This is a genomic window from Haloarcula nitratireducens, assembly GCF_019599505.1.
In genome coordinates this window covers 72,652-97,869 of the sequence record NZ_RKLT01000004.1, presented here as the reverse complement: position 1 = coordinate 97,869, position 25,218 = coordinate 72,652, and the positions used below count along the sequence as shown (strand labels likewise).

General features: G+C 65.9%; 20 protein-coding genes. 10 read left to right on the top strand and 10 right to left on the bottom strand.

Translation table 11 applies throughout. The features are described 5' to 3' along the window. Window positions 1-54: 54 nt before the first annotated feature. Window positions 55-1,608 (top strand): hypothetical protein, encoded by a 1,554-nt coding sequence (locus EGH23_RS12855; protein WP_220580398.1) that lies wholly within the window; start codon window positions 55-57, stop codon window positions 1,606-1,608. A 207-nt stretch (window positions 1,609-1,815) separates the two neighbouring features. On the opposite strand, the gene EGH23_RS12850 is transcribed toward EGH23_RS12855, so the two are convergent. Further along, window positions 1,816-2,805, bottom strand: coding sequence for a Gfo/Idh/MocA family protein (locus EGH23_RS12850; protein ID WP_220580397.1), 990 nt, complete (start codon window positions 2,803-2,805; stop codon window positions 1,816-1,818). Next, window positions 2,802-3,893: a DegT/DnrJ/EryC1/StrS family aminotransferase gene (locus EGH23_RS12845; RefSeq protein WP_220580718.1), complete on the bottom strand. Its 1,092-nt coding sequence runs from the start codon at window positions 3,891-3,893 to the stop codon at window positions 2,802-2,804. The genes EGH23_RS12850 and EGH23_RS12845 overlap by 4 nt, the downstream gene beginning before the upstream one ends. Before the next feature lie 364 nt (window positions 3,894-4,257). On the opposite strand from EGH23_RS12845, the gene EGH23_RS12840 reads away from it, so the two are divergent. Beyond that, a complete protein-coding gene (locus tag EGH23_RS12840; RefSeq protein ID WP_220580396.1) occupies window positions 4,258-5,265 on the top strand; it encodes a DUF1616 domain-containing protein in 1,008 nt (335 codons plus the stop codon). Beyond that, window positions 5,265-5,840, top strand: coding sequence for a metal-dependent hydrolase (locus tag EGH23_RS12835; protein WP_220580395.1), 576 nt, complete (start codon window positions 5,265-5,267; stop codon window positions 5,838-5,840). The genes EGH23_RS12840 and EGH23_RS12835 overlap by 1 nt, the downstream gene beginning before the upstream one ends. An 80-nt stretch (window positions 5,841-5,920) precedes the next feature. Here EGH23_RS12835 and EGH23_RS12830 read toward each other — a convergent pair whose 3' ends face one another. Continuing rightward, complete coding sequence (locus EGH23_RS12830) at window positions 5,921-7,270, bottom strand: right-handed parallel beta-helix repeat-containing protein (RefSeq protein WP_220580394.1); 1,350 nt, start codon at window positions 7,268-7,270, stop codon at window positions 5,921-5,923. 258 nt (window positions 7,271-7,528) lie between these two features. On the opposite strand from EGH23_RS12830, the gene EGH23_RS12825 reads away from it, so the two are divergent. Genes EGH23_RS12825 through EGH23_RS12815 form a run of 3 tightly spaced genes read left to right on the top strand, consistent with a single transcriptional unit; the run spans window position 7,529 to window position 9,965 of the window. After that, a complete protein-coding gene (locus EGH23_RS12825) occupies window positions 7,529-8,401 on the top strand; it encodes a winged helix-turn-helix transcriptional regulator (RefSeq protein ID WP_220580393.1) in 873 nt (290 codons plus the stop codon). Further along, window positions 8,398-8,859 (top strand): response regulator, encoded by a 462-nt coding sequence (locus EGH23_RS12820; RefSeq protein WP_220580392.1) that lies wholly within the window; start codon window positions 8,398-8,400, stop codon window positions 8,857-8,859. Before EGH23_RS12825 ends, EGH23_RS12820 begins: the two co-directional genes overlap by 4 nt. Further along, window positions 8,856-9,965, top strand: coding sequence for a hybrid sensor histidine kinase/response regulator (locus tag EGH23_RS12815; RefSeq protein ID WP_220580391.1), 1,110 nt, complete (start codon window positions 8,856-8,858; stop codon window positions 9,963-9,965). Before EGH23_RS12820 ends, EGH23_RS12815 begins: the two co-directional genes overlap by 4 nt. 31 nt (window positions 9,966-9,996) lie before the next feature. Here the strand turns inward: EGH23_RS12815 and EGH23_RS12810 are convergent, their stop codons facing one another. The 4 genes from EGH23_RS12810 to EGH23_RS12795 all read right to left on the bottom strand — a co-directional run bounded on the left by EGH23_RS12810 (window position 9,997) and on the right by EGH23_RS12795 (window position 14,930). Beyond that, complete coding sequence (locus EGH23_RS12810) at window positions 9,997-10,908, bottom strand: glycosyltransferase family 4 protein (RefSeq protein ID WP_220580390.1); 912 nt, start codon at window positions 10,906-10,908, stop codon at window positions 9,997-9,999. Beyond that, on the bottom strand, window positions 10,905-11,987 hold the full coding sequence (locus EGH23_RS12805; protein WP_220580389.1) for a DUF354 domain-containing protein: 1,083 nt from the start codon (window positions 11,985-11,987) through the stop codon (window positions 10,905-10,907). The genes EGH23_RS12810 and EGH23_RS12805 overlap by 4 nt, the downstream gene beginning before the upstream one ends. 258 nt (window positions 11,988-12,245) lie before the next feature. Next, entirely contained in the window at window positions 12,246-13,805 is a 1,560-nt protein-coding gene (locus EGH23_RS12800; RefSeq protein ID WP_220580388.1) for a hypothetical protein, read from the bottom strand. Window positions 13,806-14,108: 303 nt separating this feature from the next. Then, on the bottom strand, window positions 14,109-14,930 hold the full coding sequence (locus EGH23_RS12795; RefSeq protein WP_220580387.1) for an LpxD N-terminal domain-containing protein: 822 nt from the start codon (window positions 14,928-14,930) through the stop codon (window positions 14,109-14,111). Between the two features lie 297 nt (window positions 14,931-15,227). Here EGH23_RS12795 and EGH23_RS12790 point away from each other — a divergent pair, with 297 nt between their 5' ends. The 3 genes from EGH23_RS12790 (at window position 15,228) to EGH23_RS12780 (ending at window position 19,138) form a co-directional block, all read left to right on the top strand. After that, window positions 15,228-16,238 carry a glycosyltransferase family 2 protein gene (locus tag EGH23_RS12790; RefSeq protein WP_220580386.1) on the top strand — a complete coding sequence of 337 codons (1,011 nt, stop codon included), beginning with the start codon at window positions 15,228-15,230 and terminating at the stop codon, window positions 16,236-16,238. After that, window positions 16,228-16,989 (top strand): polysaccharide deacetylase family protein, encoded by a 762-nt coding sequence (locus tag EGH23_RS12785; protein WP_220580385.1) that lies wholly within the window; start codon window positions 16,228-16,230, stop codon window positions 16,987-16,989. Before EGH23_RS12790 ends, EGH23_RS12785 begins: the two co-directional genes overlap by 11 nt. A 184-nt stretch (window positions 16,990-17,173) precedes the next feature. Then, window positions 17,174-19,138, top strand: coding sequence for a glycosyltransferase family 39 protein (locus tag EGH23_RS12780; protein ID WP_220580384.1), 1,965 nt, complete (start codon window positions 17,174-17,176; stop codon window positions 19,136-19,138). Between the two features lie 255 nt (window positions 19,139-19,393). On the opposite strand, the gene EGH23_RS12775 is transcribed toward EGH23_RS12780, so the two are convergent. Then, entirely contained in the window at window positions 19,394-20,695 is a 1,302-nt protein-coding gene (locus EGH23_RS12775; RefSeq protein ID WP_220580383.1) for a glycosyltransferase family 4 protein, read from the bottom strand. 188 nt (window positions 20,696-20,883) lie between these two features. Here EGH23_RS12775 and EGH23_RS12770 point away from each other — a divergent pair, with 188 nt between their 5' ends. Further along, complete coding sequence (locus EGH23_RS12770) at window positions 20,884-22,521, top strand: alkaline phosphatase family protein (protein ID WP_220580382.1); 1,638 nt, start codon at window positions 20,884-20,886, stop codon at window positions 22,519-22,521. 352 nt (window positions 22,522-22,873) lie between these two features. Here the strand turns inward: EGH23_RS12770 and EGH23_RS12765 are convergent, their stop codons facing one another. Then, window positions 22,874-23,197: a helix-turn-helix transcriptional regulator gene (locus tag EGH23_RS12765; protein WP_162318276.1), complete on the bottom strand. Its 324-nt coding sequence runs from the start codon at window positions 23,195-23,197 to the stop codon at window positions 22,874-22,876. A 253-nt stretch (window positions 23,198-23,450) separates the two neighbouring features. Further along, window positions 23,451-25,037 (bottom strand): sensor histidine kinase, encoded by a 1,587-nt coding sequence (locus tag EGH23_RS12760; RefSeq protein ID WP_220580381.1) that lies wholly within the window; start codon window positions 25,035-25,037, stop codon window positions 23,451-23,453. Window positions 25,038-25,218 lie beyond the last annotated feature (181 nt).

Sequence of the window (25,218 nt, the reverse complement as noted above, 5' to 3'; positions counted from 1 at the left end):
ATGCCGCTTATCTAATTCATAATAATGCGGGTAGCTCGACATAATACGGGACGCATGTCTCAGGACAGCCCCCCCGCCCGAGTTGGCCGCCGAACGTTCGTCACCGGTCTCGCGGCCGCCGGTGCCGCTCTCGTCGGTGGAACCGCGGTCAGCGCCACTGCGACCCAGACGGAGAGCGGAAGCGGTCCCACGGTCGCGTGGGAACGGAACTACAGCGGCGAGGCGTACGACGTCCACCTCACCGCGGCGACCCAGACGGCCGACGGCGGCTACGCCCTCGCCGGCACCGGCGCGCCGGCCGGGAGCGACGGGGCGCAGTACGGGATGGTCAAGGCGGCCGCCGACGGCTCGACGGAGTGGGTCGCGTTCGCCGACGACGACGACCCGGAGACGAACGACGTCTCCCTCTGTGACGTCGTCCAGACCGCCGACGGTGGGTTCGTCATCGTCGGGTACGCGACGAATCCGACCAACGGCGGCGACGACCGAGTCGGCGGCAAGGTCGCCGAAGCGGTGAAGGTGACCGCGGGCGGCGACGTATCGTGGGTCGTCCAGCACGACGCTTTCGAGGACGACGAGAGCGCCGACCTCGACTCGGGCAACAGCGACAACTCGCTGTTCCTGACGGCGACGGCGACCGACGACGGGGGCTTCCTCGCCGGCGGTTCCTTCGAAGGTAGCGCGTGGCTCGCCAAACTCGACGGCTCGGGGAGTATCGCGTGGGAACGGCAGTACGACGGCTTCAGCGTCGAGTGGGTCAGGCCGCGAAACGGCGGCTACCACGCGGCGGTCGATGCGGACGACACCTGCGCCGGACTGGTGCTCGATTCCGCGGGCGAAGTTCGGCAGCGAGTCGCGCTCGACATCGACTACGGCGCGACCCCGTACAACCACGAGTTCGCGCTGACCGACGACGGCGGCTACGCCTACACCGGCCGCGACGAGGGCCGCGAGGACATGGTCCTCGGCAAACTCGACAGCTCCGGCGCGCGAATCTGGCGCGCGGAGTTCGACGGTCCCGCCGGGGACACCGACTTCGGGAGGCACGTCCTCGAAACCGGGGACGGCGGCTACGCCGTGGCCGGCTACATGAGCGTCGATACCGCCGCCGAGTACGCGCCGACGGTCGTCCGGACCGACGGCGACGGGACCGAGCAGTGGCGATACCTCTTCGCGGAGTCCGAAGCCGACGGCGTGGCCGACGTCCTCCAGACCGAGGACGGCGGCTACGCGGTCCTGCTCGCCTCGGGGACGAACACGCTCGCGAAGCTCACCGCCGGCACGGATACCGAGGAGACGGCGACGCAGGAACCGACCGAAACGGCGACCCAGGAATCCACCGAAACGGCTACCGAAGAGCCGACGGAGACGACGCAGGAACCGACGGAGACGCAGACCCAGGAACCGACCGAGACGCGGACTCGAGAGCCGACCGACACCGCGACCCGGACGCCGGAGCAGACGGCTACCGACGCGCCGACTGACGCGTCGGGCGGCACGCCCGGGGACGCCTCGACGGAGACGGCGACGCGACGGACCGCCACCGACGCGCCGACCGATTCCGGGAGCGACGCGGGCGACGACGACTCGTTCCGCTGTATGCTGTAGGCCGACGGAGCCTCTCCTTCGGCGCTGAATCGGGACGCTTTTCGACGGCGTAGCTACCGAACCACCGGAGAATCGTCTCTTCGAGTCGGGTAACCTTCGCTGGCGATCCACTGTCTGAGAGATGTCTCCCGAAGCGAGTGCGGTGCGGAAAACGAGGGGAATCGACCATTCACCGAGGCGTCGGGACTCCGACGCCGGGCGAGTGAGCTACTGCGTGGTGGCGGGCTTGCGGGTCTTGCGGGTCGCGTCCTTCGAGAGCTCGTCGATCTCCTTGACGAGTTCGAGGGCGCGCAGGCCGTCCTCGCCCGTGACCGGCGGTTCGGCTCCGGTGCGGACCGACTCGACGAAGGCGTCGAGTTCGTGTTTCAGCGGCTCGCGGTTCTCGACGCTCAGCTGCTCGACGAAGCTCTCGTGGCGGTGGGTGAACTCCCCGTCCTCGCGGATGTACTCGGGGGCCGAGCCGCGGGTGACCTCCAGCGTCTGGTCGATGTAGTCGACGGTCACGCGGCAGGTCTCGGCGGAGATAGTGAGCTTCCGGACCTTCTCCTGGGTGACGCGGCTGGCGGTCAGTTGCCCGACGACGCCGGATTCGAAGGCGAGGTTCGCGCTCGCGTAGCGGGCGTCGCGGTTGCCGACCGCGTCGACCGACTCGACCTCGTCGTCGACGAGCGCCAGCAGGATGTCGATGTCGTGGATCATCAGGTCCATCACGGCCGACTCGTCGATCTCGCGGTCGAGCGGCGGGCCGAGGCGGTGGGCGTCCACGGCGATGATGTCTAGGTCCTCGACGAGGTCCAGCAGGGTGCTGACGGCCGGGTTGAACCGCTCGACGTGGCCGACTTGGATGTTGACGTCGCGCTCCTCGGCGAACTCGATGAGCCGCTCGCCCTCCTCGGCGTCGGAGACGAACGGCTTCTCGACCAAGACGTCGACGCCCGCGTCGATGCACTCGCGGGCGGTGTCGAAGTGGTACTGGGTCGGGACGGCGATGGAGACGGCCTCGACGGCCGACAGCAGGTCGTCCAGCGAGCGATAGCGCGTGTCGTACTCCTCGGCGACAGCGCGCGCGTTCTCTTCGTCCGCGTCGTAGACGCCGACGAGTTCGGTGGTCGGAAGCTCGCGGTAGACGCGGGCGTGGTTGCGGCCCATGCTTCCGACGCCGATCACGCCGACGGGTGTGGGTGTGGTCGTTGTCATAGTAGCGGCGTTTCAGTGATGGCAGCGGTTATCTGCTCGATGTCGTCGTCGTCGACTTCCGGGTGGACCGGAAGCGAGAGCGCTTCGTCGGCGGCCCGCTCCGAAACCGGTGCCGAGACGCTGTACTCCTCGTAGGCCCCGAGCTCGTGGATGGGCGTCGGGTAGTACACCGCGCTGCCGACGCCGTGGTCCGCGAGGGTCTCTTTCAGCCCCTCGCGGTCCGGACATCGAACCGTGTACTGGTGGTAGACGTGCCGGCGGTTCTCGGGCTCCGCGGGCGTCTCCACCTCGGTGTCGGCGAGTCGCTCGGTCAGCTTCCGCGCGTTCTCGCGGCGCTTGCGGTTGAACTCCGGGAGCCGTTCGAGCTGGGCGAGGCCGACGGCGGCCTCCATGTTCGTCATCCGGAAGTTGTGGCCGACCTCGACGTGGTCGTAGCCCGAGACCTCGCGGCCGTGGTTGATGAAGCGCTCGGCCGCGTCGGCGACGTCCTGACGGTCGGTCGTTATCATCCCGCCCTCGCCCGAGGTCATGTTCTTCGTCGGGTAGAAGCTGAAACAGCCGACGTCGCCGATCGCGCCGACGGCTTCGCCGTCGTATCGCGCGCCGTGGGCCTGTGCGGCGTCCTCGACGAGCGCCACGTCGTAGTCGTCGGCGATGTCCCGCAGCGCGTCCATCTCGGCGGGCAGGCCGTAGAGGTGGACCGCGACGATGGCGTCGACCGGCTCGTCGCTCTCGCGGATCTTCTCCTCGACGCTCTCCGGGTCGAGGTTGTACGTCTCGGGGTCGATGTCGGCGAACACCGGCGTCCCGCCCGCGAACTGGATGGTGTTCGCGGTGGCGACGAACGAGAACGGCGTCGTGATCACGTTCGCGCCCTCGGAGACGCCGACCGCTTCGAGCGCGGCGTGGAGCGCGGCGGTCCCGTTCGTGGCCGCGACGCCGCGGTCGGCCTCGCAGTAGTCGGCGAACTCGGCTTCGAACTCCTCGACGACGTCGCCGGCGGCGAGGTAGCCCGAGTCGAGGACGTCGAGGACGCGCTCGCGTTCGGGCTCGCCGATCGTCGGCGACGCGATGGGAATATCTACCATCCGTCGCTCACCCGTCTCGGTCGATATCGTTCGGCCGCCCGCGAACGAGGTGCGGACGGGGTCTGCGATTCGGTCGGTCGTTCGTCGCACGGCGCGACAGTCCCTTGCTCACTCGGATGCATGGTCGATTTGGGCGGCCGCTCCGCCGTCTTCAGACTTCCAATGTACCAGACAGGGCTTTATTATGGGCGAGGTAAGCGGTCTCCTGTCGTTTAGCCCCCGACCAGTCGTCGTTGAGTGGGTGGCTAAACGACCCCCGCTCGACCCGGGATTCGCTTAGGCAGCGGCTATCAAATCGGGTATAGAACCGTCGAACTCGAACGATCCTGACCGCTTATCAGGCTCGGGTGCTTCCGGCCAACCGATGAACGAACGCCTCGGTGCAGTCGTCGACCTACTCGCCGTGCTCCTGTTGCTCGGGGCGGCGACGGCCGTCGTGGTAGTCGAACCGCCCGGGGGTGCGCTGCTCAGAGTCCCCCTCTTGCTGCCCGCCATTCTCTTCCTGCCGGGTTACGCGCTCGTGAGTTTCCTCTATCCGGACGCGCCCGGAAACCAGGCGGCCCGAAACGACGACGGGTGGAGCCTGACGCCGCTGGAACGGGCCGGGTTCGCCATCGCGGCGTCGGTCGCCATCGTCCCGATAATCGCGCTCGTGTTCAACTTCACGCCGTACGGCGTCCGCGGCCCACCGGTGCTCGGCGGCACGATCGCCGTCACGGCGGTCCTGACCCTGGCGGCGTTCGTGCGCCGGGCCCGGCTCCCGGCCGAACGCCGGTTCCGAGTCAGCGTCGGGTTCGCTGGCGGTCTCCGAAAGTACTTCACGACCGACCGTCGCGGCGCGCGCCAGCACTCGCCCTTCGAGGTCAAGAGCGACCGCCACCGCGTCCTGAATCTCGTCCTGGTCGCCGCTATCTTCCTGTTGCTCTCCAGCGTCGCCTACGCGGCCGTCGGTCCGACGCTCCCGTCGCAGGACCAGGACTCCACGGAGTTCTACCTCTTGGACGAGAACGGCGAGTACTTACTCGGCGTCGAAGAGCCGCTCGACGGCGGTTCCGTCCCGGCGAACATCGTCATCGCCAACCACGAGAAAGAGGACGTCCAGTACACGGTCGTCGTCAAACGTCAGCAGGTCTCGGTCGGCGATAACCGGACGCAGGTCCAACAGGAGCGGGTCACCGACCGGTTCCAGACCAGCGTCGCCGCCGGCGAGACCGAGCGGATCGAGCGGACCTTCGAGGGCGGCGGCGAGAACGTCCGCGTGCAGGTGCTGTTGTTCCGCGGCGGGGCACCCGAGAACCCGACGGCGGCGGACGCCTACCGCGAGGCGCGGTTCTGGCCCGCGGGCAACCCCACGGAGTCGGGGGGGAACTGATGTTCCCCTGGGGGCATCTCGCCTTCGGCTACGTGCTGTACTCGCTGACTCGTCGCGCGCTCGGGATGGACGCCATCGCCGGCCGCGAGGTGCTCGTCCTCGCGCTCGCGACGCAACTGCCCGACCTCGTCGACAAACCGCTATCGTGGTCGCTGTCGGTGTTCCCGAGCGGATACGCGATCGCACACTCCGTCTTCCTCGCCGTGCCGCTGGGGCTGGCGGCGCTCGCCGTCGGCTGGAAGTACGATCAGGTCCGGCTCGGGTTAGCGGTGCTCGTCGGCTGGTGGTCTCACCTCGTCGGCGACGTCATGCTCGCTGTCCTGACCGGCGGGGCCTACACCGTCACCCGCGTACTTTGGCCGGTCGTCGTCCTCCCGGGATCGCACTCGGAGCTCTCGTTCCTCGAGAAGTTCGTCTACTACGTCGGCGAGTTCCTCGAACTGCTGCAGTCGTCGGCGGGGCCGTACGTCTTCGCCATCTACTTCGGACCGCTGTTGTTGGCGGCGGTCCTGTGGCTGGCCGACGGCGCGCCGGTGGTCCGCGAACTCTGGGACTGGGCCGTCGACCCCCAGTAATCACTACTCGGTGGGCGGGGGGTGACGAGATCGGCAACTGAGAAGAAAGCGGTCGTCTACGCGGTCGATACGGCGTCCATCTACAGCGACGTCGTCTCGGAGATGCGCCACTCGCCCTCGCGCCAGACTGCGGGGCCTTCGACGCCGCCGCCGATGTGATACCCCGTGTCTCCCTCGTGGTCACCGTCGACGCCGCGGAGGTCGCTCGGCATGATCATGCCGTCCGTCCGGGGACGAACGTTGTCGAAGTTCGTGGGGTCGGTGGCGAACAGCCCTCGGCCGGTATCGAGCGTGTAGTGAGAGGAGGCGTGGAAGTCCGGGTCGACGCAGCCGAACGTGGCGATGACTCCCTCGCCGTAGTTCCGGAAGGTGCAGTTGTTCACCGAGAGCCGGTCGGTGTCGTGGACGTTGATCGCGCGGAGGACGTAGTCGTGGTTGTGGGCGGTCGACCGCGGGGTGATGCCGTTGAAGTAGCAGTTGTGGATGTTGAGGCCGTCCGCGTTCTTCGCGTACACGTCGATGGGATAGCTGTTGGCGCGACCGTTCGCCTCGATGTACGACCCCTCTATGTGGCTTCCCTTGCCGCGGCGAGCCTCGACGCCGTAGCTGTGGTTGAGCTGGGACGTACAGCCGACGATCTCGTTGACGTATCCCCGAATCCGGAAGCCGACACCCTCGTTCGAGGATGCCTTACAGCTGTGGAACGTCGTCCCGTGGGGCATCGCGTCCACCGCCATCCGGAAGCCGTCGCCGCCGCAGACCCACGTCTGACAGTTGTGGAACAGCGCGCCGAACGTCCCCTTCTCGCGGCTGCTGTCGGGGTCGGTGTAGCCCTGGACGTGGACGCCGTGCGAACCGGCCCGGTAGACGACGAGGTTCTCGAAGGAGGCGAAGGGGGCCGCGCGGACGCGCAGGCCGACGTCGCCGCCGACGATCTTCAGGTTCTGGACCACGGGGTTGTTGCGGTAGTCGTTCATCCCGCGGCCGAGCACTTCGATGACGTTCTCGCTCGAGTGACTGGCGTCGATGACGGATCCGGAGGGGTGGCCGCCGGTCAGCATTACCTCCTTCTCCTCGTAGTCCAGCACGACCGGGAACGGTTCGCCGGCCTCCTTGGCGTCGTACGAACAGTGGACGTAGATAGTGTCGCCCGAGGACGCGGCGTCCCAGGCCTGCGTGATGGTGTCGTAGCCGCCGTCGCCGACGACCAGCGTGCCGCCGAGGTTGAGCGCGTCGCCGCCGACTTCGAACGGCTCCGACGTCTCCTCTTCTGCGGCCGCCGCGTTGCCCGACATCGCGGCGACGCCGAGGCCCGCCGCACCGACGGTAAGCGCCTGCATGAACGTTCGCCGACCGCTGTCGACTGACTCCGCCGCCGTTTCGGTCTGCTGGTCCGCTGCTTCGGTCTGTAGTGATTCTTGCTCACTCATTCTCTGTCAACATCTATCCAAAATACTGTTTTACTTATTAATTTAATCTTACAAATAAGTAAGCGAGCGCACTTACCTGTCCGTAAGTGGGTTCTCAGACTCTCTCGGTGCGATTCAGTACGAGAGGGTCGCCCGGCGGCGTTCGCACCGTTGCTATCCGCTCACCGACGGAGAAAACTGTCCTATCGGCGTCGCTCCCGGCGTTTACGGGCACGATAATAATCACCTTGCGGTGTCTGGACTGCGTTACTGAGAAACGTGAGCCCGAGCACTCCATCGGACGACCGGGTCGCCCAAGCCGTGACGCTCATCTCGAAGAAGTGGCATCCGGTCATCATCCAATCGCTGCTCGACGACGGACCGCTTCGGTTCAACGAGCTACAGGAACGTCTCGACGGGATCTCGGGCAAGGTGCTGACGGACAGCCTCGCAGACCTCCAGGAGAACGACCTCATCGAACGACACGTCGTCAGCGAGTCGCCGAAACGCGTCGAGTACGACCTCACCCGCGCCGGCCGGGAGCTGCAGGCGGTCATGGAGACGCTCGCCGACTGGGGGAAGCGCAACCTCGGCGAATCGACGCGGCCCACCGTTCTGGTCGTCGACGACGACCCGAGACTGGCGCGGATGCACGCCGGCTGGCTCGCCGAGGAGTACGACGTCGAGACGGCGTTCAACGGCAAGGACGCCATCACGGCGCTCTCGGACGAGATCGACGTCGTCCTCCTCGACCGGCGGATGCCGGGCCTCTCCGGCGACGACCTCCTAGAGAAGATCCGCGAGGCGAACCTCGACGCGGGCGTGGTGTTGCTCACGGCCGTCGAGCCCGACGTCGACGTCGCCGACATGGAGTTCGACGCCTATCTGTTGAAACCCGGCGAGCAGAGCGAGGTCAGAGAGGTCGTCGCGGAGGTGCTCGAACGGACCACCGCCGACGACGATATCACCGAACACTACTCGCTGTTGGCCCGGCGAGCGCTGCTCGACGCGCGGCTGACCGCCGCCGAACGGGAAGCGAGCGACGAGTACCAGCGCCTCCTCGAGCGCCTCGACGCCGTCGAGGCGGCCCTCGACGACGAGTCGAGCGAAGCGGAGGAGACGACGGCTATCACGGAACGACTCAACCTATGACTGCTAGTGCAACCGACACCTGTTCACCGCGGGTGTTGCTCGTCGAGGACAACCCGGCGGACGCCCGCCTGGCGAAAGAAGCGTTCTCGGAGATCGGCGCGCGCGTCTCGCTGACCGTCGTCCAGAACGGGAGCGACGCGCTGGCGACCCTCCGCGGAGAAGGCCAGCAGGAGGACGACGTCGCCCCGCATCTCGTCCTCCTCGACATCAACCTCCCGGGCCGAAACGGCGGCGACGTCCTTCGGGAGATCAAGTCCGACGACTCGCTTCGCCGCATCCCCGTCGTCATCTTGACGACCTCCGACGAGTCGAAAGACGTCGAACGGATGTACGACAACCACGCGAACGCCTACGTCACGAAGCCGGACTCGGTCTCCGAGTACATCACCGTCATCGACCACCTCCAGTCGTTCTGGCTCTCGACGGCGACGCTACCGCGCAAGCGACGAGTGCAATGACGGAGACCGTAGACGTCCTCCTCGTCGAGGACAACGACGCCGACGCCCGCTACGTCGAGGAACTCTTCCGCGAGCCGATCCCCGTTCAGGAAGAGCGGTTCCCGGGTCTCTCGGACGCCGGTAACGAGGTGCAGATTCACCGCGAGACCTCCCTCGCGGGGACCACCCGGATGCTCGAATCCAGCGCCGAGATGCTCGACGTCGTCCTCCTCGACCTCCACATCGACGACAGCGGCGGGATGGAGACGCTGGAGGGCGCGCTGGAGGCCTCTCGGGACGTCCCCATCGTCGTCCTGACCGGCGTCGACGACACCAGCGTCGGCGCGGCGGCCATCCGGGCCGGCGCACAGGACTACCTCGTCAAGGACGACGTGAACCGGGACCTGCTCGAGCGCACCATCCGCTACGCGATCCAGCGCCACGAGACGGGTCAGGCGCTGCGCGAGCGGACCGAACAGCTCGCCATCATGAACCAGTTGACTCGCCACGACGTGCGAAACGACATCAGCCTCGTCGTCGCTCGCGCCCGGCAGCTCCGGAACGAGGTCGACGAGCGCTACGCGGACACGCTGACCGAGATCATCACCGCGAGCAACCACGTCCTGCAGCTCACCCGGACCATCGGCGACGCCGTCGAGGCGGCCGACGACGACCCGGACGACTCCCGCCTCGGTGCCGTCTCCCTCGCCCGCATCCTCGAGGGCGAAGTCGAGAAGGCCCTCGACCTCTACGAACCGGCGGAGATCGAGATCGGCGGCGACTACGAGGACGTCGAGGTGTGGGGCGATAGCCTGCTGGGGTCGGTGGTCGGCAACATCATCAGCAACGCCATCATCTACAACGACGAGCAGACGCCGCGAGTGGACGTCACCGTCACCGTCGAGGACGACACCGTCACGGTCGACTTCGCCGACAACGGCCCCGGCATCTCGCCCCGACAGCGCCGCGAACTGTTCTCCAGCGAATCGTCGGACTTGGACGGGAGCGGCCTCGGTATCGGCCTGTTCCTCGTGCGCCGACTGGTGGACCGCTACGACGGCGACATCGACATCTCGGACAACCAGCCCAAGGGATCGGTCTTCTCCGTCGAACTCCAGCGGGCGTAACCGCCCGCAGAAAAGCGCCGGGTCGCGCTCGCTACCGCCCGTCGATGGCCGCCCGGTAGACCGATTCGAGGTCCTCGCCCATCCGGTCCAGCCCGACGATACTCGAGCGGCCAGAACTGGGTTCACCGGCGGCGAGTACGTCCGAGAGCGCGTCCGCGAGTTCGGCCTCCCCGTCGCGGACGTAGCTGTGCTCCACTTCGTCTAAGACGTCTGCGACGAAGCCCACGTCCGTCGAGATCACCGGGACGTTGCAGGCCGCGGCCTCCTTGACGACCATCGGACCGCTCTCGCGCTTCGACGTGACGAGCATCGCGTCGCTGGCGTTCATGTAGTAGGGGACCTCCTCGTAGGGCACTCCCGACATCGTCCGCAGGGTCACGCCGTCGAGCCGGGAGACGACGCGTTCCGCGAGCGGGTGGTTCTTGACGTCGCGTTCCGGGGGATAGGGGAACAGGACGGTCGTCTCGTCTTGCGGCCAGCCGAGGCGCTCCCGTGCGCGCTCTTGGTCGATGGGTCGGAACTGCTCGGTGTCGACGCCCCACGGGAGTATCTGGTGGGGCGTGTCGAGATACGCGCTCATCGTCGTCGAGGGCAAGATCACCTCGTCGCTCAGGCGCGCCGAGAGGCGGCTGAGCCGCGGGACGAAGCTCTCCTCGTCCATGAGGTCGGAGCCCCACAGCGTGAGGACGACCGGGCGTTCGGGCTGTGCTATCGCGAACGGCCCCATCAGCCCGTAGTGGGCGTGGACCACGTCGTAGCCGTCGAGTGAGTGGTCCAGCACGTCCGGGTAGTACCGGAGGTAGTCGGTCGCCGAGCGGGACCGGTCGGCGTCGTGGGTCCCGGGGACGGTGACGGTCGTACACTCGATACCGCGTCGTTCCAGCGCTTCCACCTGCTTGTCGAAGAACGACCGCGGGGTGTTGACCAGCTGGAGGACCCTCATGTGTCGACGACGGCCTTCGTCCGCGTGGTCTGGTCGGAGCCGAGGGTCTCGTCGTTCATCGCCAGCCCGAGCATCCGCAGGACGACGCCCGTCGCGTCCTGTTTGTCGTCGAGGAGTCGTTCGCGACGGGATTCCCAGCGGTCCGACTCGGCGTCTTCGAGGATGGCGACGGCGCGTTCGAGGGCGGCGTCCTGTTCGTCGTCCTCGTTGAAGTTCCAGAGCAGGTCGTACTCCGCTTCGAGCTCGTCGGTGTAGCCCATCGTCAGCGAGTTCATGTACACCGCGGGCGTCCCGAGGACGGCGGATTCGGAGGCCATCGTCGCCCCCTCGCCGATGAACAGGTCGGCGTGAGCGAGCAACTGGTGGATCTCCTCGGGCGGGACGAGGGTCCGACAGCGTTCGAGGTCGTCGGGCAGGGGCACTTCGGAGGTGATGAGGACCGTCGCGCCCGTCGCTTCGAGCCGGTCGACGGCGTCGTGGATGTCCCGCACGCCCGACGCGCCCACGTCGTGCGAGGAGTCCCACGCGCTGAGGCGGACGACGACGAACTTCTCGTCGGGGTCGACGCGCAGGTCTTCGAACGCCGACGTATCGGGTTCGAAGCGGTCGGGGTGGAGGTAGGCGAGTTCGTGATACGAGGGGTACGTGACCTGATTGTCGCCCGCGTCTTCCGTGTAGCAGGTCGGCGTCGCCACGTAGTCGGCGACCGGATGGGTGATCTTGTTGATGAGCGTCGCGTGTTCGGTGTCGGTGAAGACGACGCTCTCCGCGCCGACCACCGCGGCGGTGTGGGCGGCCGTGACGCCGCCGACGCCCGCGACGACGTCCGGGTCGACCTTGAGCGCGTAGCGGATCGACCGCAGTTCGTAGGCGGTCTGGACGACGGCGAGCTGGGCCAGCGACCCGGACTCGTTCGCCAGGACGGTGTAGTCGATGTCGTAACTGTCCAGGAGGTCGAGGGCGACTTCGTTGTCCCGCGCGACGACGTGGACTTCGCGCCCCTCGTCTTCCAGCGCCCAGATGGCGTGCTTGAAGAAGTGGACGTGCGCCGGGTGCTGGATGGTGAACATGACGGTCATGCGTATCGTCTCCCCCTCTCTGTCGTCTCGTGACTCTCCATACAGGGACAAACCCGCCAGATACCGTTATTATGGAGATGATAGCCGCCTTCGCGCCCGAAACGTGGCCATGTCTCTCTCCCAGTCCAGTCGAGCGTCGTTCCCTCGGCGACGGGGACGAGAGCGTTTATGCAGTGGCAAAACGAGCAAGCGCGGTGATATGTGCGCCGCTACGGGGTGTGGCGGGCGAAGGAGGGACTACTGCGGGGGACTCAGGGGTTAGTTGTCGGGGTAGCTGTTGTCGAACGTGGCGAAGTCGTCGTTCCCGCTCGGGTTGGTGATCCCGTTGTAGAGAACGCAGTCGTAGATGCTCACGTCCTCGGCCTCGTACAGTTTTATGGCCTCTTGGCCGTTGTACGCCTCGGCTTCGAGGTCGAGAATGGCCGTGTCTTCCGCGTTGTTGATTATCGGATGGTGCGTCGAGCGGTACTCGCCGAAAGCGACGATACAGTCGTCGCCGGTGATGGTGATACAGCGCCGGTAGTCGTCGCCGGGCTGGTCAACCGTGAGGTCGTAGAAGCGCGATTCGTCGCGCTCACAGCGGATGGCGTGGCTCCCGCCGTACCCGCCGTCGGCGTCACCGGTGATGGTGACGTCCTCGACGAGGGCCGGGACGTCGTCGTCGGACGCCTTGAGGTCGATGGCCGTTCCGCCCGCGCGCATCTCGATCTCGGAGTCGAAGATGGTCACTTCGCCCGCCGACGGCGAAACGGAGATGGCGTCTTCAGCGCCGTCGTCGTCGTCGACCGTGATCGACACCTCTTGGATAGTCGTGTTGTTCGCGGAGTTCGTCACGCGGATGGCGTCGCCGGTGGCGGACTCCATCTCGATGTCCGTATCGTATACCCAGAAGTCGTCGCCGCTGTCGAGGCGGATGCCGCGCTGGTTCCCGTCGAGGTCGCGGGACTCGTCGACGACGACCTCGGCGTGCTTGATGTAGCCGAGCGGGCCGTCGAGGCGGATGTTGGCGACGTTGCTGTTACGATAGCTCCCGCCGTAGACCATTATTTCCCCGTCTTCGGCGGAAGAGTACAGACCGTTGTCGGGGAACCCACCGAGCTCGCAGTGTTTGAACCAGATCCGACCCTCGTGAGCCGGGCTGACGATGATGCCCGTCGGCCCGCCACCGCCGACCGGCGACGGGTAATGGTCGTTGGGCGTGTTCTCCGAGTACTCCCCGCCGTCGAGCGCGGTCACGTTCTTGACGACGGCGATCTCGTCGGGATCGACGACGTCGAACTGGTACGGACCCCACGTTCCGGTGTCGTGTTGCCCCCTGACGTGGACGTTTCTGGCGTAGAGGTCGTTACACTGTATCTGGAGCGCTCGAAGCCCCGTGTTCGACTCCGTGAAGTCGAAGTCGATGTTCTGGACGCGGGCCCAGTCCCCCGGGCTGTACGACGTCCCGAGTTTGAACAGGCGAGCCGGCCCGTCGAACTCGTCGGCCGGCGCGGGCCTGATGGTCGCGTCGTCGCCGAACATGGCGAACGACTCGAAGCCCGTGTGCCGTAGTTGCTCGTCCATCAGGTACTCCCCGGGTGGGAAGTACAGCGAGATGTCGTCCTCTCCGCTGACGAGGTCCTCCAGTACGCCCGTTATCGACTCGCTGCCGTCGTTGGCTGCGCCAGCCTCGACCACGTTGACCGGGTCGTAGCTGTCGTGATACGCTGAGGCAGTTCCGCTCGTCGCTGCCGCTCCGACAGCGGCGCCGACCCCTGCGAGGAACGTCCGTCGACCGATACTGCTGTTACCGCCGCGGCCTCCCTTCGGATTATTCATCCTACCCTCTACGGAAATCCGGCCCTTGTTAAATGCTCCGACTTTTCTTCGAAAATGACATCAAGAAAAATTCGTCTGTTCCATTTTTACGTACCAGATGGAAGATATTCCTTCAAATATACTTGATATATACGCTGGAAAATACACCGGGTCCCCTCCTTATCTCCGTGACGGGAACCGGGTGGGCGTTCACGTGTCGTCCAACACTGAATGTCTATCTGAACCGAAGTTCGACCGAACGGCGTCGATGCCCGAACTTGCTAACTGTTATCGCATGACCTGTTGAGAGTACACATACAGGGGTCACTCTACCACTCTCGCGGGCGATCCGGCGACGGTCGTCTCGCGCGCGACGTCGTCTAACACCGCCGCGTTCATCGCCAGCTCGGCGTCGTCTCCGACGGTCACGTCCGTCGCGACCGAGACGTGCGGGTGGACGGTCACTCTATCACCTACGACGGCACCGCCCGCGAACCCGCAGCCGAACGCGACGGTGGTGTCCTCACCGACGTGGACGTGGTGTGCGACGTGAACCTGTCCGCTGAGCTTCGCGCCCTCGTGGAGGACGGTCTCCTCGAAGACGGCTCGGTTGACGGTGCAGTTCTCGCCGATCTCGACGCCGTCCTCGATCCGGACGGTCCCCTGATGGGGGAGGCGGTGGAGTGTCTCCTCGTCGTCGCGGACGAACCCGAACCCGGGACCGCCGATGCGGGTCCCGGTTCCGATGGTACAGTCGTCGCCGATGGTCACGCAGCCCGCGACGTACGCGTGCGGACCGACGGTGCAGTTCTCGCCGATGGTCGCACCGTCCTCGACGACGGCGGTCGGGTGGACGCCGGTCTCCGAACCGCTGCCGAAGAACGCCTCGACGGCCTCCGCGAAGGCCAGCTTCGGGTTCTCGGCGTAGATGAGGGCCTTCCCCGCCGCGCCGGTGACCGACGGTGGACAGATGACCGCGCCCGCCGCCGAGTCCGCGAGGGGCGCGGCCTCGTCGTAGACCGAGAACGCGAGGTCGGTCTCTCCCGCGCGGTCCAGCGAGTCGACGCCGGTGACCTCCGTGGCCGGCCCCGCGTGTTCGAGGCCGAGTTCCGCGGCGATATCCGTCGTCGAGTGAGCCGTCGTCATCTTCGGTGGCAAATCGTCCCCCGGCCTCCTTACTATGGGTTCGGTAAGTCCCGGCTCGGCGTTCGCTAAACGAGCGCGAAGTCGCGACGCAAACGCGACTCTCGGCGGCCGAAACCGGCGTTCTCCGCGAAACAGTCGTCAGCGCTGTCGGCTTCGACACGAGGCCGGGCCCGAGCGCGCCCCGCTGTGCTTACTCGATACATAATAACGGCCCTCTGTCCCCAGAGAACAGACGAGATGGAGACCGTGACGAAATCCCGGACGGAGAGACGCTCGATACGACGCCCGAGGTAAGCTATGTACCAAGGAAAGACAATCGCCGCCGTCGTTCCGGCGTACAACGAGGAGGGGCTCATCGGCGAGGTCATCGACACGCTCCCGGAGTACGTCGACCAGACCTACGTCGTCGACGACGGCTCGACCGACGGAACGTGGGCGGAGATTCAGGAACACGCGGAACAGGTAAACGACCGCGACCGCACGGCCGATTCCCCGCCGGCGACCGACGGCGGCGTCGAAGCGGACCGGCGCGTCGTCCCGATCCAACACGAGGAGAACACCGGCGTCGGCGGTGCCATCAAGACCGGCTACAAGCGCGCGCTCGACGACGAGATGGACGTGACCGTCGTCATCTCCGGGGACGGACAGACCGAACCCGACATCGTCCAGCGCATCCTCGAACCCGTCGCGGACGGTCGGGCCGACTACTCGAAGGGGAACCGGCTGCTCGACCGGGACCGCAGCGACATGCCCGCCTTCCGACAGCTGGGCAACTTCATGCTGTCGTTCCTCTCGAAGGTGGCCAGCGGCTACTGGAGCGTGATGGACCCCCAGAACGGGTCGACGGCCATCTCCCTCGAGGCGCTCGAACAGTTAGACCTCGACGAACTGTACGACGGCTACGGCTTCGTCAACGACCTGCTGGTCCGCCTCAACGCGAACAACATGCGCATCGCGGACGTGGCCCGGCGCGCGGTGTACAAAGACGAGACGAGCCACATCTCCTACAGGTCGTTCATCCCGCAGCTGTCCCTGCTCCTGCTCAAGGGGTTCCTCTGGCGGCTCCGCTCTAAGTACCTCGTCAAGGACTTCCACCCGCTCGCGTTCCTCTACTACCTGGGCGCGTTCGCCGTCGGTACCGGCGGTCTCTTACTTCTGGGCCGGGCGAGCGACACGGGCGAGGGCGCGGGCGTCGGCGAGACGCTGGTCCTCGGCGTGCTGGGGATCATGTGTCTGGTCATGGCGATGATCTTCGACCGCGAGGAGAACCGGAACCTGCAGATCCGGGAGGACGGCCGTGACGCCTGATCTGACCGACGGCGGACCCGAGCGGACGGACGCTCGGTCCGAGGAGATGAACTTCTCCTTCGAGTGGTACGAGGACTTCGTCCGCGACGTCGACGCCGCCGGCTACGAGTTCGGCCGGTACGGCGACCCGGTCGAGCCCGGGACGGCGCTGTTGCGCCACGACGTGGACCTCTCGCCGGAGCGCGCCCTGCGGATGGCGAGGATCGAGGACGAACAGGACGTCCACAGCACGTACTTCTTCCTCGTCTCCTCGCCGGTGTACAACGTCCTCAACGAGGACACCCGCGAGGTGTTGACGGCGATTCGGGACCTCGGCCACGACGTGGGCCTGCACTTCAGCACCCACCAGTACTGGTCGCCCGAGGACGTGCCGGAGACGGACGAGCCGATCGCCGAGCGGGTCGCTCAGGAGTGGGACATCCTCTCGGCGGTCGCCGACCCGATCGAGACGGTGTCCTTCCACATCCCGCCCGAGCGGGTCCTCCGCTACGAGTTCGACGGCTTCCCGAGCACGTACGAACCCCGGTTCTTCTCGGAGATCGGCTACTGCGGCGATTCGAGCCAGCGCTGGCGTTCGGACCCGCCCGAAGTCGACCGGTTCGACAGTAAGATGCAGATACTCACTCACCCCGGTCTCTGGGGCGAAGACGACGACTCCTTCGAGGCGCGGGTCCGCGAGGGCGTCGCCGAGATGCGCGAACGGACCAGCGACTACGCCGAGGGTCGATACGTCCGCCAGAAGTTCGGGTGAGCGCTGTTCCGCTCCCAGTTCCGTTCTACAGCGACCGCTCTCGTGCTATCATCTCCATAGACCGCGTTTAGGCGGCCGATTATAATGGGACTGCCCGGTGTGGACCGGAACACGAACCAGCCGTCCGCGATCGACGGCGCCCTCGCCACATGACACGACACCGCACACCGACTCCGTAGCTACAATGAGACCCAACACGACAGACTCTAGATGGTTCGATTTCAGGCTGGACGTCGCCGCCGCAGTCATCGGCCTGATACTCGGCCTACTGATGGTGCCGCTTCGTTTCCTCGCCTCGCAGGTGTACATCGAGACGATCCCCATCGTCCTCGCGCTCGCGTGCCTGCTGTATCTGGTCAGCGTCCGCGTCTCGAACACGGCCGATTTCCCGACGTTGACTCCCACGCTGACGCGATTACTCCCCTCGGTCGCGTTCCTCGGGATGGCCGCGCTGGTGGTCGTCGCCGTCCACCAGTCCCGCTCGACGCTGTTTTACTACATCGCCGTCTGGACCGGCATGGTCGTCCTCGCGCAGGTGATCTTCGCCGACGAACGCGATTACCACGTCGGCCTCCTCCTGGCCCAGGTCCTCGTCTTCGGCATGGTCGTCCGCCTCGCGGGCGCGTTCACCGCACCCGGCTACGTCGGCATCGACATCTGGACGCACGCCGGCAACTGGGCGCCCGCGATCAAGGAAGCGAACTCGCTGGCCCCGATAGACACGGAGAAGTACTACGCGTCGCCGCTGTATCACCTCCTCGTCGCGGTGGGAAGCCAACTGCTCGGCGTCACAATCCGCCAGTCGCTGATTTTTACCGTCGGGATACCGATGGCGCTGTCGACCATCCTCGTCTACGCGACGGCGAACGTCCTGGTCGAGCAGCGCTGGGCCGTCTTCGCCGCCGCCCTCTACACCCTGAGCGGCAACGTCATCGAGTGGGGCATCCACCTGATTCCGACCGGGCTCGGGCTGGTGTTCTACATCGGAATCATCTACGCGCTGACCCGCATCATGTCCACGTCGTACAGGATTCGGGACTTCCTGCTGGTCGTCGTCTTCAGCGTCGCCGTCATCCTTACGCACCAGATCTCCTCGTTCATCATGCTGATATTCGTCGGTGCGGGGCTGATAGCGAAGGTATTGCTCTCGACCGGGCTGCTCCGCCCGGTGCGGACGACGGGGCTCGGTGAGCAGGTCCGCGATACGACCAACCTCACGGGGCTACTCGTCTTCGACCTCGGCCTGATAACGTTCATGTGGTCGCTGACGCCGTACCGGGGGTCGTCGTTCCTCGAAACCATGCTCAGCTTCTTCGCCAACACGCTACGGGAGTCGGCGGGCTTTCTCAACCTCGCGGGCGGGTCCGGCGGGAGCGCCAACAGCGCCGGAGTCACCGCGGGACCGACGGCGATGGAGCAGTTTATCGGCTACCTGGACGCGATGGGGCTCCTCCTGTTACTGTTGCTCACTATCGCCGGGAGCCTCTACGTCCTGCACCGCCGGCGCACCTCGCAGGTGACCATCGCGAGTATCATCGCCATCGTCGTGATGCTCGTGTTCATCTTCGGGTTCCCGCTGTTCGGTATCCGAACGTTCGTCCCCGGCCGCTGGCTCGCCTTCATCACCGTCCCGATGGCCGTCGTCGGCGCGATCGGCATAGCGTACCTCGCCAGCGAGTCCCCGAAGGGAGTCGCGGTCGCCCTCCTGGTGGTGTTCACGCTCGTCTATCCGCCGGTCACGATGCTGTCGAGTCAGGGGACGCTCGACGACCCCGCCTTCGACGGCGTCCAGACCCGGTACAGCTACACCGAGAACGAGCTAGACGCCGTCAGGACCATCGCCAACACCACGAACACGTCACAGCAATCGACGGACCCGGCCGACCGAATCACGACCGACCACCCCTACGGGACGGTGTTCGAACGGGCCTGGGAGGTGAACGCGGAGCCGGTGGTCATCGACAACGGCTCGACGACGAACGAGACCGTCGTCTACCGCGAGTACGCCCAGTCCGGTGCCGAGTACTATCAGAACGGACGGGGCGAGCCGTTCCAGCCCAAGGTCCAACAGGAGGACCTCTGTCGCGGCTACAGCGTCGTCTACGACAACGGCGGCGTGGCGGTCTGCGAACGCTCGATGAGTTCGTAAGGGAGCGGCTCTCGTCGGGGGTCGCGCCGGCCGCCACGGCCGTTCTTCGCTGCCGTCGGTTGCACGCGACGATTCTGACTCGTTCTCGCGTATGTGACATCCCCGCTCGATAGCCCAGCCAGTGGGCTGGCGATTCACCTCACTCGACGGCACAGCGCCGAGACCGGCGGCTCTCCGTCGAGCGGTCGCGCCGTCGAGACGCGCGGCGGACGGAGACAGCGCGGCGACTCATCGAAAAGGAACTGCGAGGCTCTCTCAGTGACTCGCGGTCGCTGGGGTCCGCGTCTCGGCGACTTCTTCGTAGAGGTCGAGGAACGCGCTCTCGACGGTGTCGGGTGCGAACCGCTCGAGCTGTTCGGGAATCGCCGCTCGGTGGCGTTCGTAGTCGGCGACGAGATCGCCGAAGCCGTCGGCCAGCGCCGCCGGGTCGCCGGCCTCGAAGCGGACGCCCGCGTCGCCGACGATGTAGTCCGTGCTCCCGACGTCGGAGGCCAGCACCGGGGTGTAGGTCCCGAGCGCCTCCAGTAAGACGCGGCCGAACGGTTCGTCGAGCAGGCCGGGGTAGACGAACGCGTCGGCGTCCGCGTAGAGCGGCGGGACGTCGTCGTGGTCGACGTAGCCCAGCCAGTCGATGGCGTGGTCGACGCCCAGTTGCCGCGCCAGCTCGTGCAGGCCCTCCTCGTAGCCGCCCGATCCGGCGACCCGGAGCGTGAGGTCCTCGTGGTTCGAGAGCAGGCGCGGCATCGCCCGCACGAGGCTCTCCTGTCCCTTGTTCTCCTGAAGCCGACCGACGTGCAGGAGGGTGAGACCGTCGCTATCGTCTAACGGTTCGTCCCACTCGGGGTGATAGAACTCGTCGTCGTAGAAGTGCGGAACGACGGTGATCCGGTCCCGCTCGACGCCCATGTTCGCGTAGTCGTCCTTGATATGGGGCGACAGCGCCTGGAAGGCGTCGACGTCGTGGATGGCGGTCATCGCGTCGTCGACGTAGTTGACCTTCCCGAGCGAGGAGTACGCCGACCGGAGGCTGTTCTCGACCCCCTTCCGCCGGTCGACGTCGGCGTGGGCGATGCAGTTGATGCACTTCGCGGTGCCGTGACCGGTGCACTTCTCGCCGTCGTAGTAGCGGAAATCGCCTTTCGGACAGGCCGGGAGGTAGGAGTTGAGCGTCGACAGCGTCGGCACGTCGAGGTCGGCGAGAATCGGGATGAACCCCGGCGAGTAGGTGTGGACCATGTCGTGCGTACTCAGCGCGTCCACCTCCTCTCGCATCGCGTCGAGTTTCGTGAGCAGGGGATGGGGTAGCTTCGCGAGCCCGTCGTGCAGGACGTACTCGACCCGGCCGCGGGCGGGCAGTCGCTCGGGGTCGGCCTCGGCCTGACTGGCGACGTAGACGGTCAGGTCGTGGTGGTGTGACAGCCTCTGGATGAGCAGCTCCGAGGTCCGGGTCGCGCCGACGGCCCCCGTGCCGGGACACTCGGCGGGGATGAAGCCGACGTCGAGCGTCGGCCGGTCGGTCTGGTCGTCGGAGCCGTCTGTGACGGCGGTTTCGGTCATTACTCGGTGTTCGACGTCCGGAGTCGTTATTATCTGTCTAGTAATGCCGACAGACGCATGGCACGGCTCCGGTCGCCGTATCTGTCCGAGACATTTGATAGCGAGATTCCATTAAGAGCGATATAATAAGGCCCTTCGGACGCTACGAATCAGACACGAATGCCATCACGAGCTGTGGAGGATCGCAGATGACAGAACACAGTGACCTCGACGTCCTGCTCATCGGCATCGACGCGGGTTGTCTGTCCGTCTTCGACCGACTCAACGACGAGGGGCGCATCCCGAACCTGGCATCGATATACGAGGACGGCGTCGCCGGGCCACTGGAGTCGCAGATCCCGCCGTGGACGCCGAGCGCGTGGCCCTCCCTGTACACCGGCGTCAATCCCGGTAAGCACGGAGCCTACAGCTTCGTCAGCTTCGACGGCTACGACTGGGAGGTGGTCAGCCGCGACCACGTTCGCGAACACAGCATCTGGGAGCTCTTAGACGACCGCGGCAAATCCAGCGTCGTTCTGAACGTCCCCGTCACCTCGCCGCCGGCCGAGATCGACGGCGCCGTCGTCCCCGGCTTCATCGGTCCGGAGGACCCGCCGTGTCACCCCGAGGGCGTCATCGACGACATCAAAGAGGCGCTCGGCGAGTACCGCGTCTACCCCGCGTACACCCGCGGCGAAACCGAGCTCTCTGACGCCGAGAAGCTCGAAGAGTACCACGAGCTCGTCCGCCTGCGTCGGAAGGCGTTTAGCTATCTCCTCGACGAGTACGAACCCGACTTCGGATTCGTCCAGTTTCAGAAGACCGACACGGTCTTCCACGAGTTCCTCGGCGACGAGAGCGCCGTCAACGAGGTCTACGAGACGACCGACGAGGAGATCGGGAAACTCCTCGACGACCACGACCCCGATACGGTCATCATCGCCAGCGACCACGGGATGGGGCCCTACGAGAAAGAGGAGTTCCGCGTCAACGAGTACCTCCGGGACGAGGGGTACGTCGAGACGGTCAAAGGCGGGAAGGGGATGCCCTCCTGGAACCCCATTCGACAGGGCCTGCGCGAGGGCGAAGACGAGACTTCCTGGGAGCCGAACATGATCGAGCGCATCGCCGCGACGGCCGCGAAGTTCGGGCTGACGGCCAACCGCGTCGGTGCCGGCCTGCGACACGTCGGCCTCGAGGAGATCGCCAAGCAGTACGCGCCCAACGGCGTCGTCCGCACCGCGAACGAGCAGGTGGACTTCCAGTCTTCCGTCGCGTACATGCGCGCCCGGACGGAGCTGGGCGTCCGTCTCAACGTCGAGGGCCGCGAGCCGGAGGGGGTCGTCCCCGAGGCCGACTACGAGTCGGTGCGCCAGGAGATAATCGAGTCGCTCCGGGACGCCACCACGCCCGACGGCAACCCGGTCTTCGACACCGTCGCGCCCCGCGAAGACTACTTCGAGGGACCGTACGACGAGGGCGCGGTCGACATCGTGACCGTCCCCCGCGACTTCGATCACTTCCTCTCGGCGCAGCTGCTCGGCGACCACTTCGGCGAACCGGCCGAGCCGTGGAACCACAAGCTGGAGGGGATCATCGCCGCCACGGGCGAGGGGATCGACGAGTCGGCGTCGCTCACCGACGCTCACCTCTTCGACGTCGCGCCGACCGTCCTTGGCGCGCTGGGTGTCCCCTACAGCGACCGGATGGACGGGACGCCCCTCCCCATCGTCGACGACCCCGGTTCGACCACCTACGACGCCTACGAAGAGGGGTCAGCGGCCGCTGCGACGGCCGACGACTCGACCGTCGAGGGTCGGCTCTCGGACCTGGGTTACCTCGACTGACGCGCCGCTCAGACTGTTTCTCAGCGCCGTGACGGCTCGTCCGTTACCGGTGGTCGTCGCGCTTGGACCGCTCCAGCCCCGCGCTAGTACGGTCGACGGAGGCGACGTTTCTCACAGCGAGCGACGAGAGCGAGGCGGCGACGGGATAGGTCGTCGAAACGGGACACCGACGGGAGTCGACGCGACGCTTCCGACGGGTGATATCGCCCGGTACTCACTTCGAACCGCCGTCTCGGCGTGGTAGATGTCTCTGGCACGGAACCGACTCGTGATAAGTGTCGATTCTCGACCGCAACGGCGGCACTCGGCGGCTCGACGAACTAGCTGCCAGCGGTGTCGATCGCCGGGGAAATTACTCTGCGGTCTGCTTTATCGCGACGTCGTCCAGTTCGGCGATGAGGTCCTCGGGGAGACACGAGAGCTCCCACTTGAGTCGGGATTTCAGTTCGCGCTTGCCGCGGTTTCGCAGCTTGTACTCGTTCGAGCGGTCGTCTTTCTTGCCCTTCTCGATGAGGCGGGCTTCGACCAGCGTATCGAGGTTCGGATAGAGGCGGCCGTGGCGGATGTTCTGGTCGTAGTGTTCCTGCAGTTCGTCTTTGATCTCCAGCCCGTGTGGCTTGTTCAGCTTCGCTATCACGTACAGGATATCCCTCTGAAACCCTGTCAGGTCGTGCATTGACATCTCGTCTGATTCGTCGTTCCCGACGGCTATATACCCCGTTTACCGTTCGATTTTTTTGATATTGATTAAGAACGGATCGCCCTGTCAAGGCGCTGGTGGGATAGTGCGTAACGATGAACGATTCGTCCGATTTGTCCGACAGATACCGGATGAACGCCCGTTGCTCACGAACTGTTGAACAGGGGCCAGCGATCGTTCTGTTGCGGGCTTAAGCGGATGGTAAGACGGCAACGGTGCCGATATTCGGCTATTCCGGGACGGAAGCGTCTGCCACGCCCACGTCCGCGCGCTCGATCTCACCGTCCTTTCGGACGAGCGTGAAGTGGATGGTCGTCCCCTCGCCGGGCGTGCTGTTGAGCCAGATCCGTCCCCCGTGACTCTGGACGATTTTCCGACAGAGCGCCAGCCCGATGCCCGTCGAGTCGTCCCTGCCGGTCGTATAGAAGAGGTCGAACGCCTGCTCCTGCTCGTTCGGGTCGATCCCCACGCCGTCGTCCGCGACGGTAATCTCACACTGTTCCGGTTCGAGGGAGACGCCGATCTCGATGCGCGGGGGGTCGTCGCCGGCGTATTTGATGGCGTTGCTGACGAGGTTCTGAAACAGCTGTTCGAGCCGGTGTTTGTTGCCCTGGACGACGGGCAACTCCGCGACGGTCAACTCCGCGTCCGCCTCTTCGAGTCTGACCTCGAGGTCGGTCCGCACGTCGTCGAGCACGTCGTTCAGGTCCACGAGCGTCAGCTCGTCGTCGTCGCGGCCGACCCGGGAGTACTTGAGCAGGTCGTCGATGAACCGGCGCATCCGCTGGGCTCCCTCGACGGCGTAGCCGATGAAATCCCGCGCGTCCTCGTCGAGTTCGTCGCCGTACCGCCGTTCGAGCAGCCCGAGGTAGTTAGACACCATCCGTAGCGGCTCGCGCAGGTCGTGCGAGGCGACGTACGCGAACTGTTCGAGTTCGGCGTTCGATCGCTTGAGTTCGGTGACGACCGTGTCCAGTTCGGACTGCCGACGCTCCAGTTCGTCCTGGTGTTGTTTGAGCTTGGTGACGTCCTTGAAGATCAGCACCAGCGCCGACTCGTCGCCGACGTCCAGGGGCTTCCCGTTGACGAGGAGCCAGTGTCTGGGTTTGTCGGCGTGATCCGGATCTGGGTCGTACCCCACCACCGACGGGCCGGTCGAGAGTATCTGCTGGAAGTGAAACTCCATCGAGGAGACGGGTTGGCCCGATTCGTCGTAGATGCGGCCCGACAGCTGATCGGTGACGCGGGCGCACCCGGTGTCGGAGCTGAACTGTAGGATATCCTCGGCGTGTCGGTTGACGCGCGTGATTCGCCCGTCGACGACGATGGCGATTCCCACCGGACTCGTCTCGACGACCTGCTTCGAGAGGTTCGACCAGCGGTCGATCGACGTCCGCTCGTCGACCTCCCGCAGCCCGTCGTCCCACCGCTCCTCGACCGCGTCTCCGAATGCACCGCTGTCCGCGAGCGCGGTCCGAACCGCCTCCCGCCGAACGGCCACCGAATCCGCGTCCGTGAGCCGCTCGTCGTACCTGCTACCCTCGGTGTTCAGCTCGGCATCGCCGTGTTGGAACAGAATCACCGGCAGATCGCTTCGGCTCTCTTCGACCGTGGCGAGAAACGAGGCGACGTCGAGTTCCGGGAGCCGCGTATCGACGACGAGACAGTCGACGACGCCCGTTCCGAGTCGGTCGAGCGCGGCGTCGGTCGACTCGGTGACGGTGCCGACGACCGCGACGTCGTCGATCGTCGGGAGGAACGACCCCAACGCTTCGACCGCCGGCCCGAGATAGAGAACTCCTACCTGTCCAGTCATCGTTTACCGAGCGGGACCTGTCGAGTCCGAGCGTTCCGGGGCGTTCGCCGCGTCCGACCCTGCGTTCTGTCCGGAATCAGCCATAGCTAGTAAAGGAAACGAAGGCGCGAGTAAAATGGTTTTGTACGGTTGAACGACCAGTCTCGCCCTACTTACCTCGGGGTAAACGGGGTCGCCAACC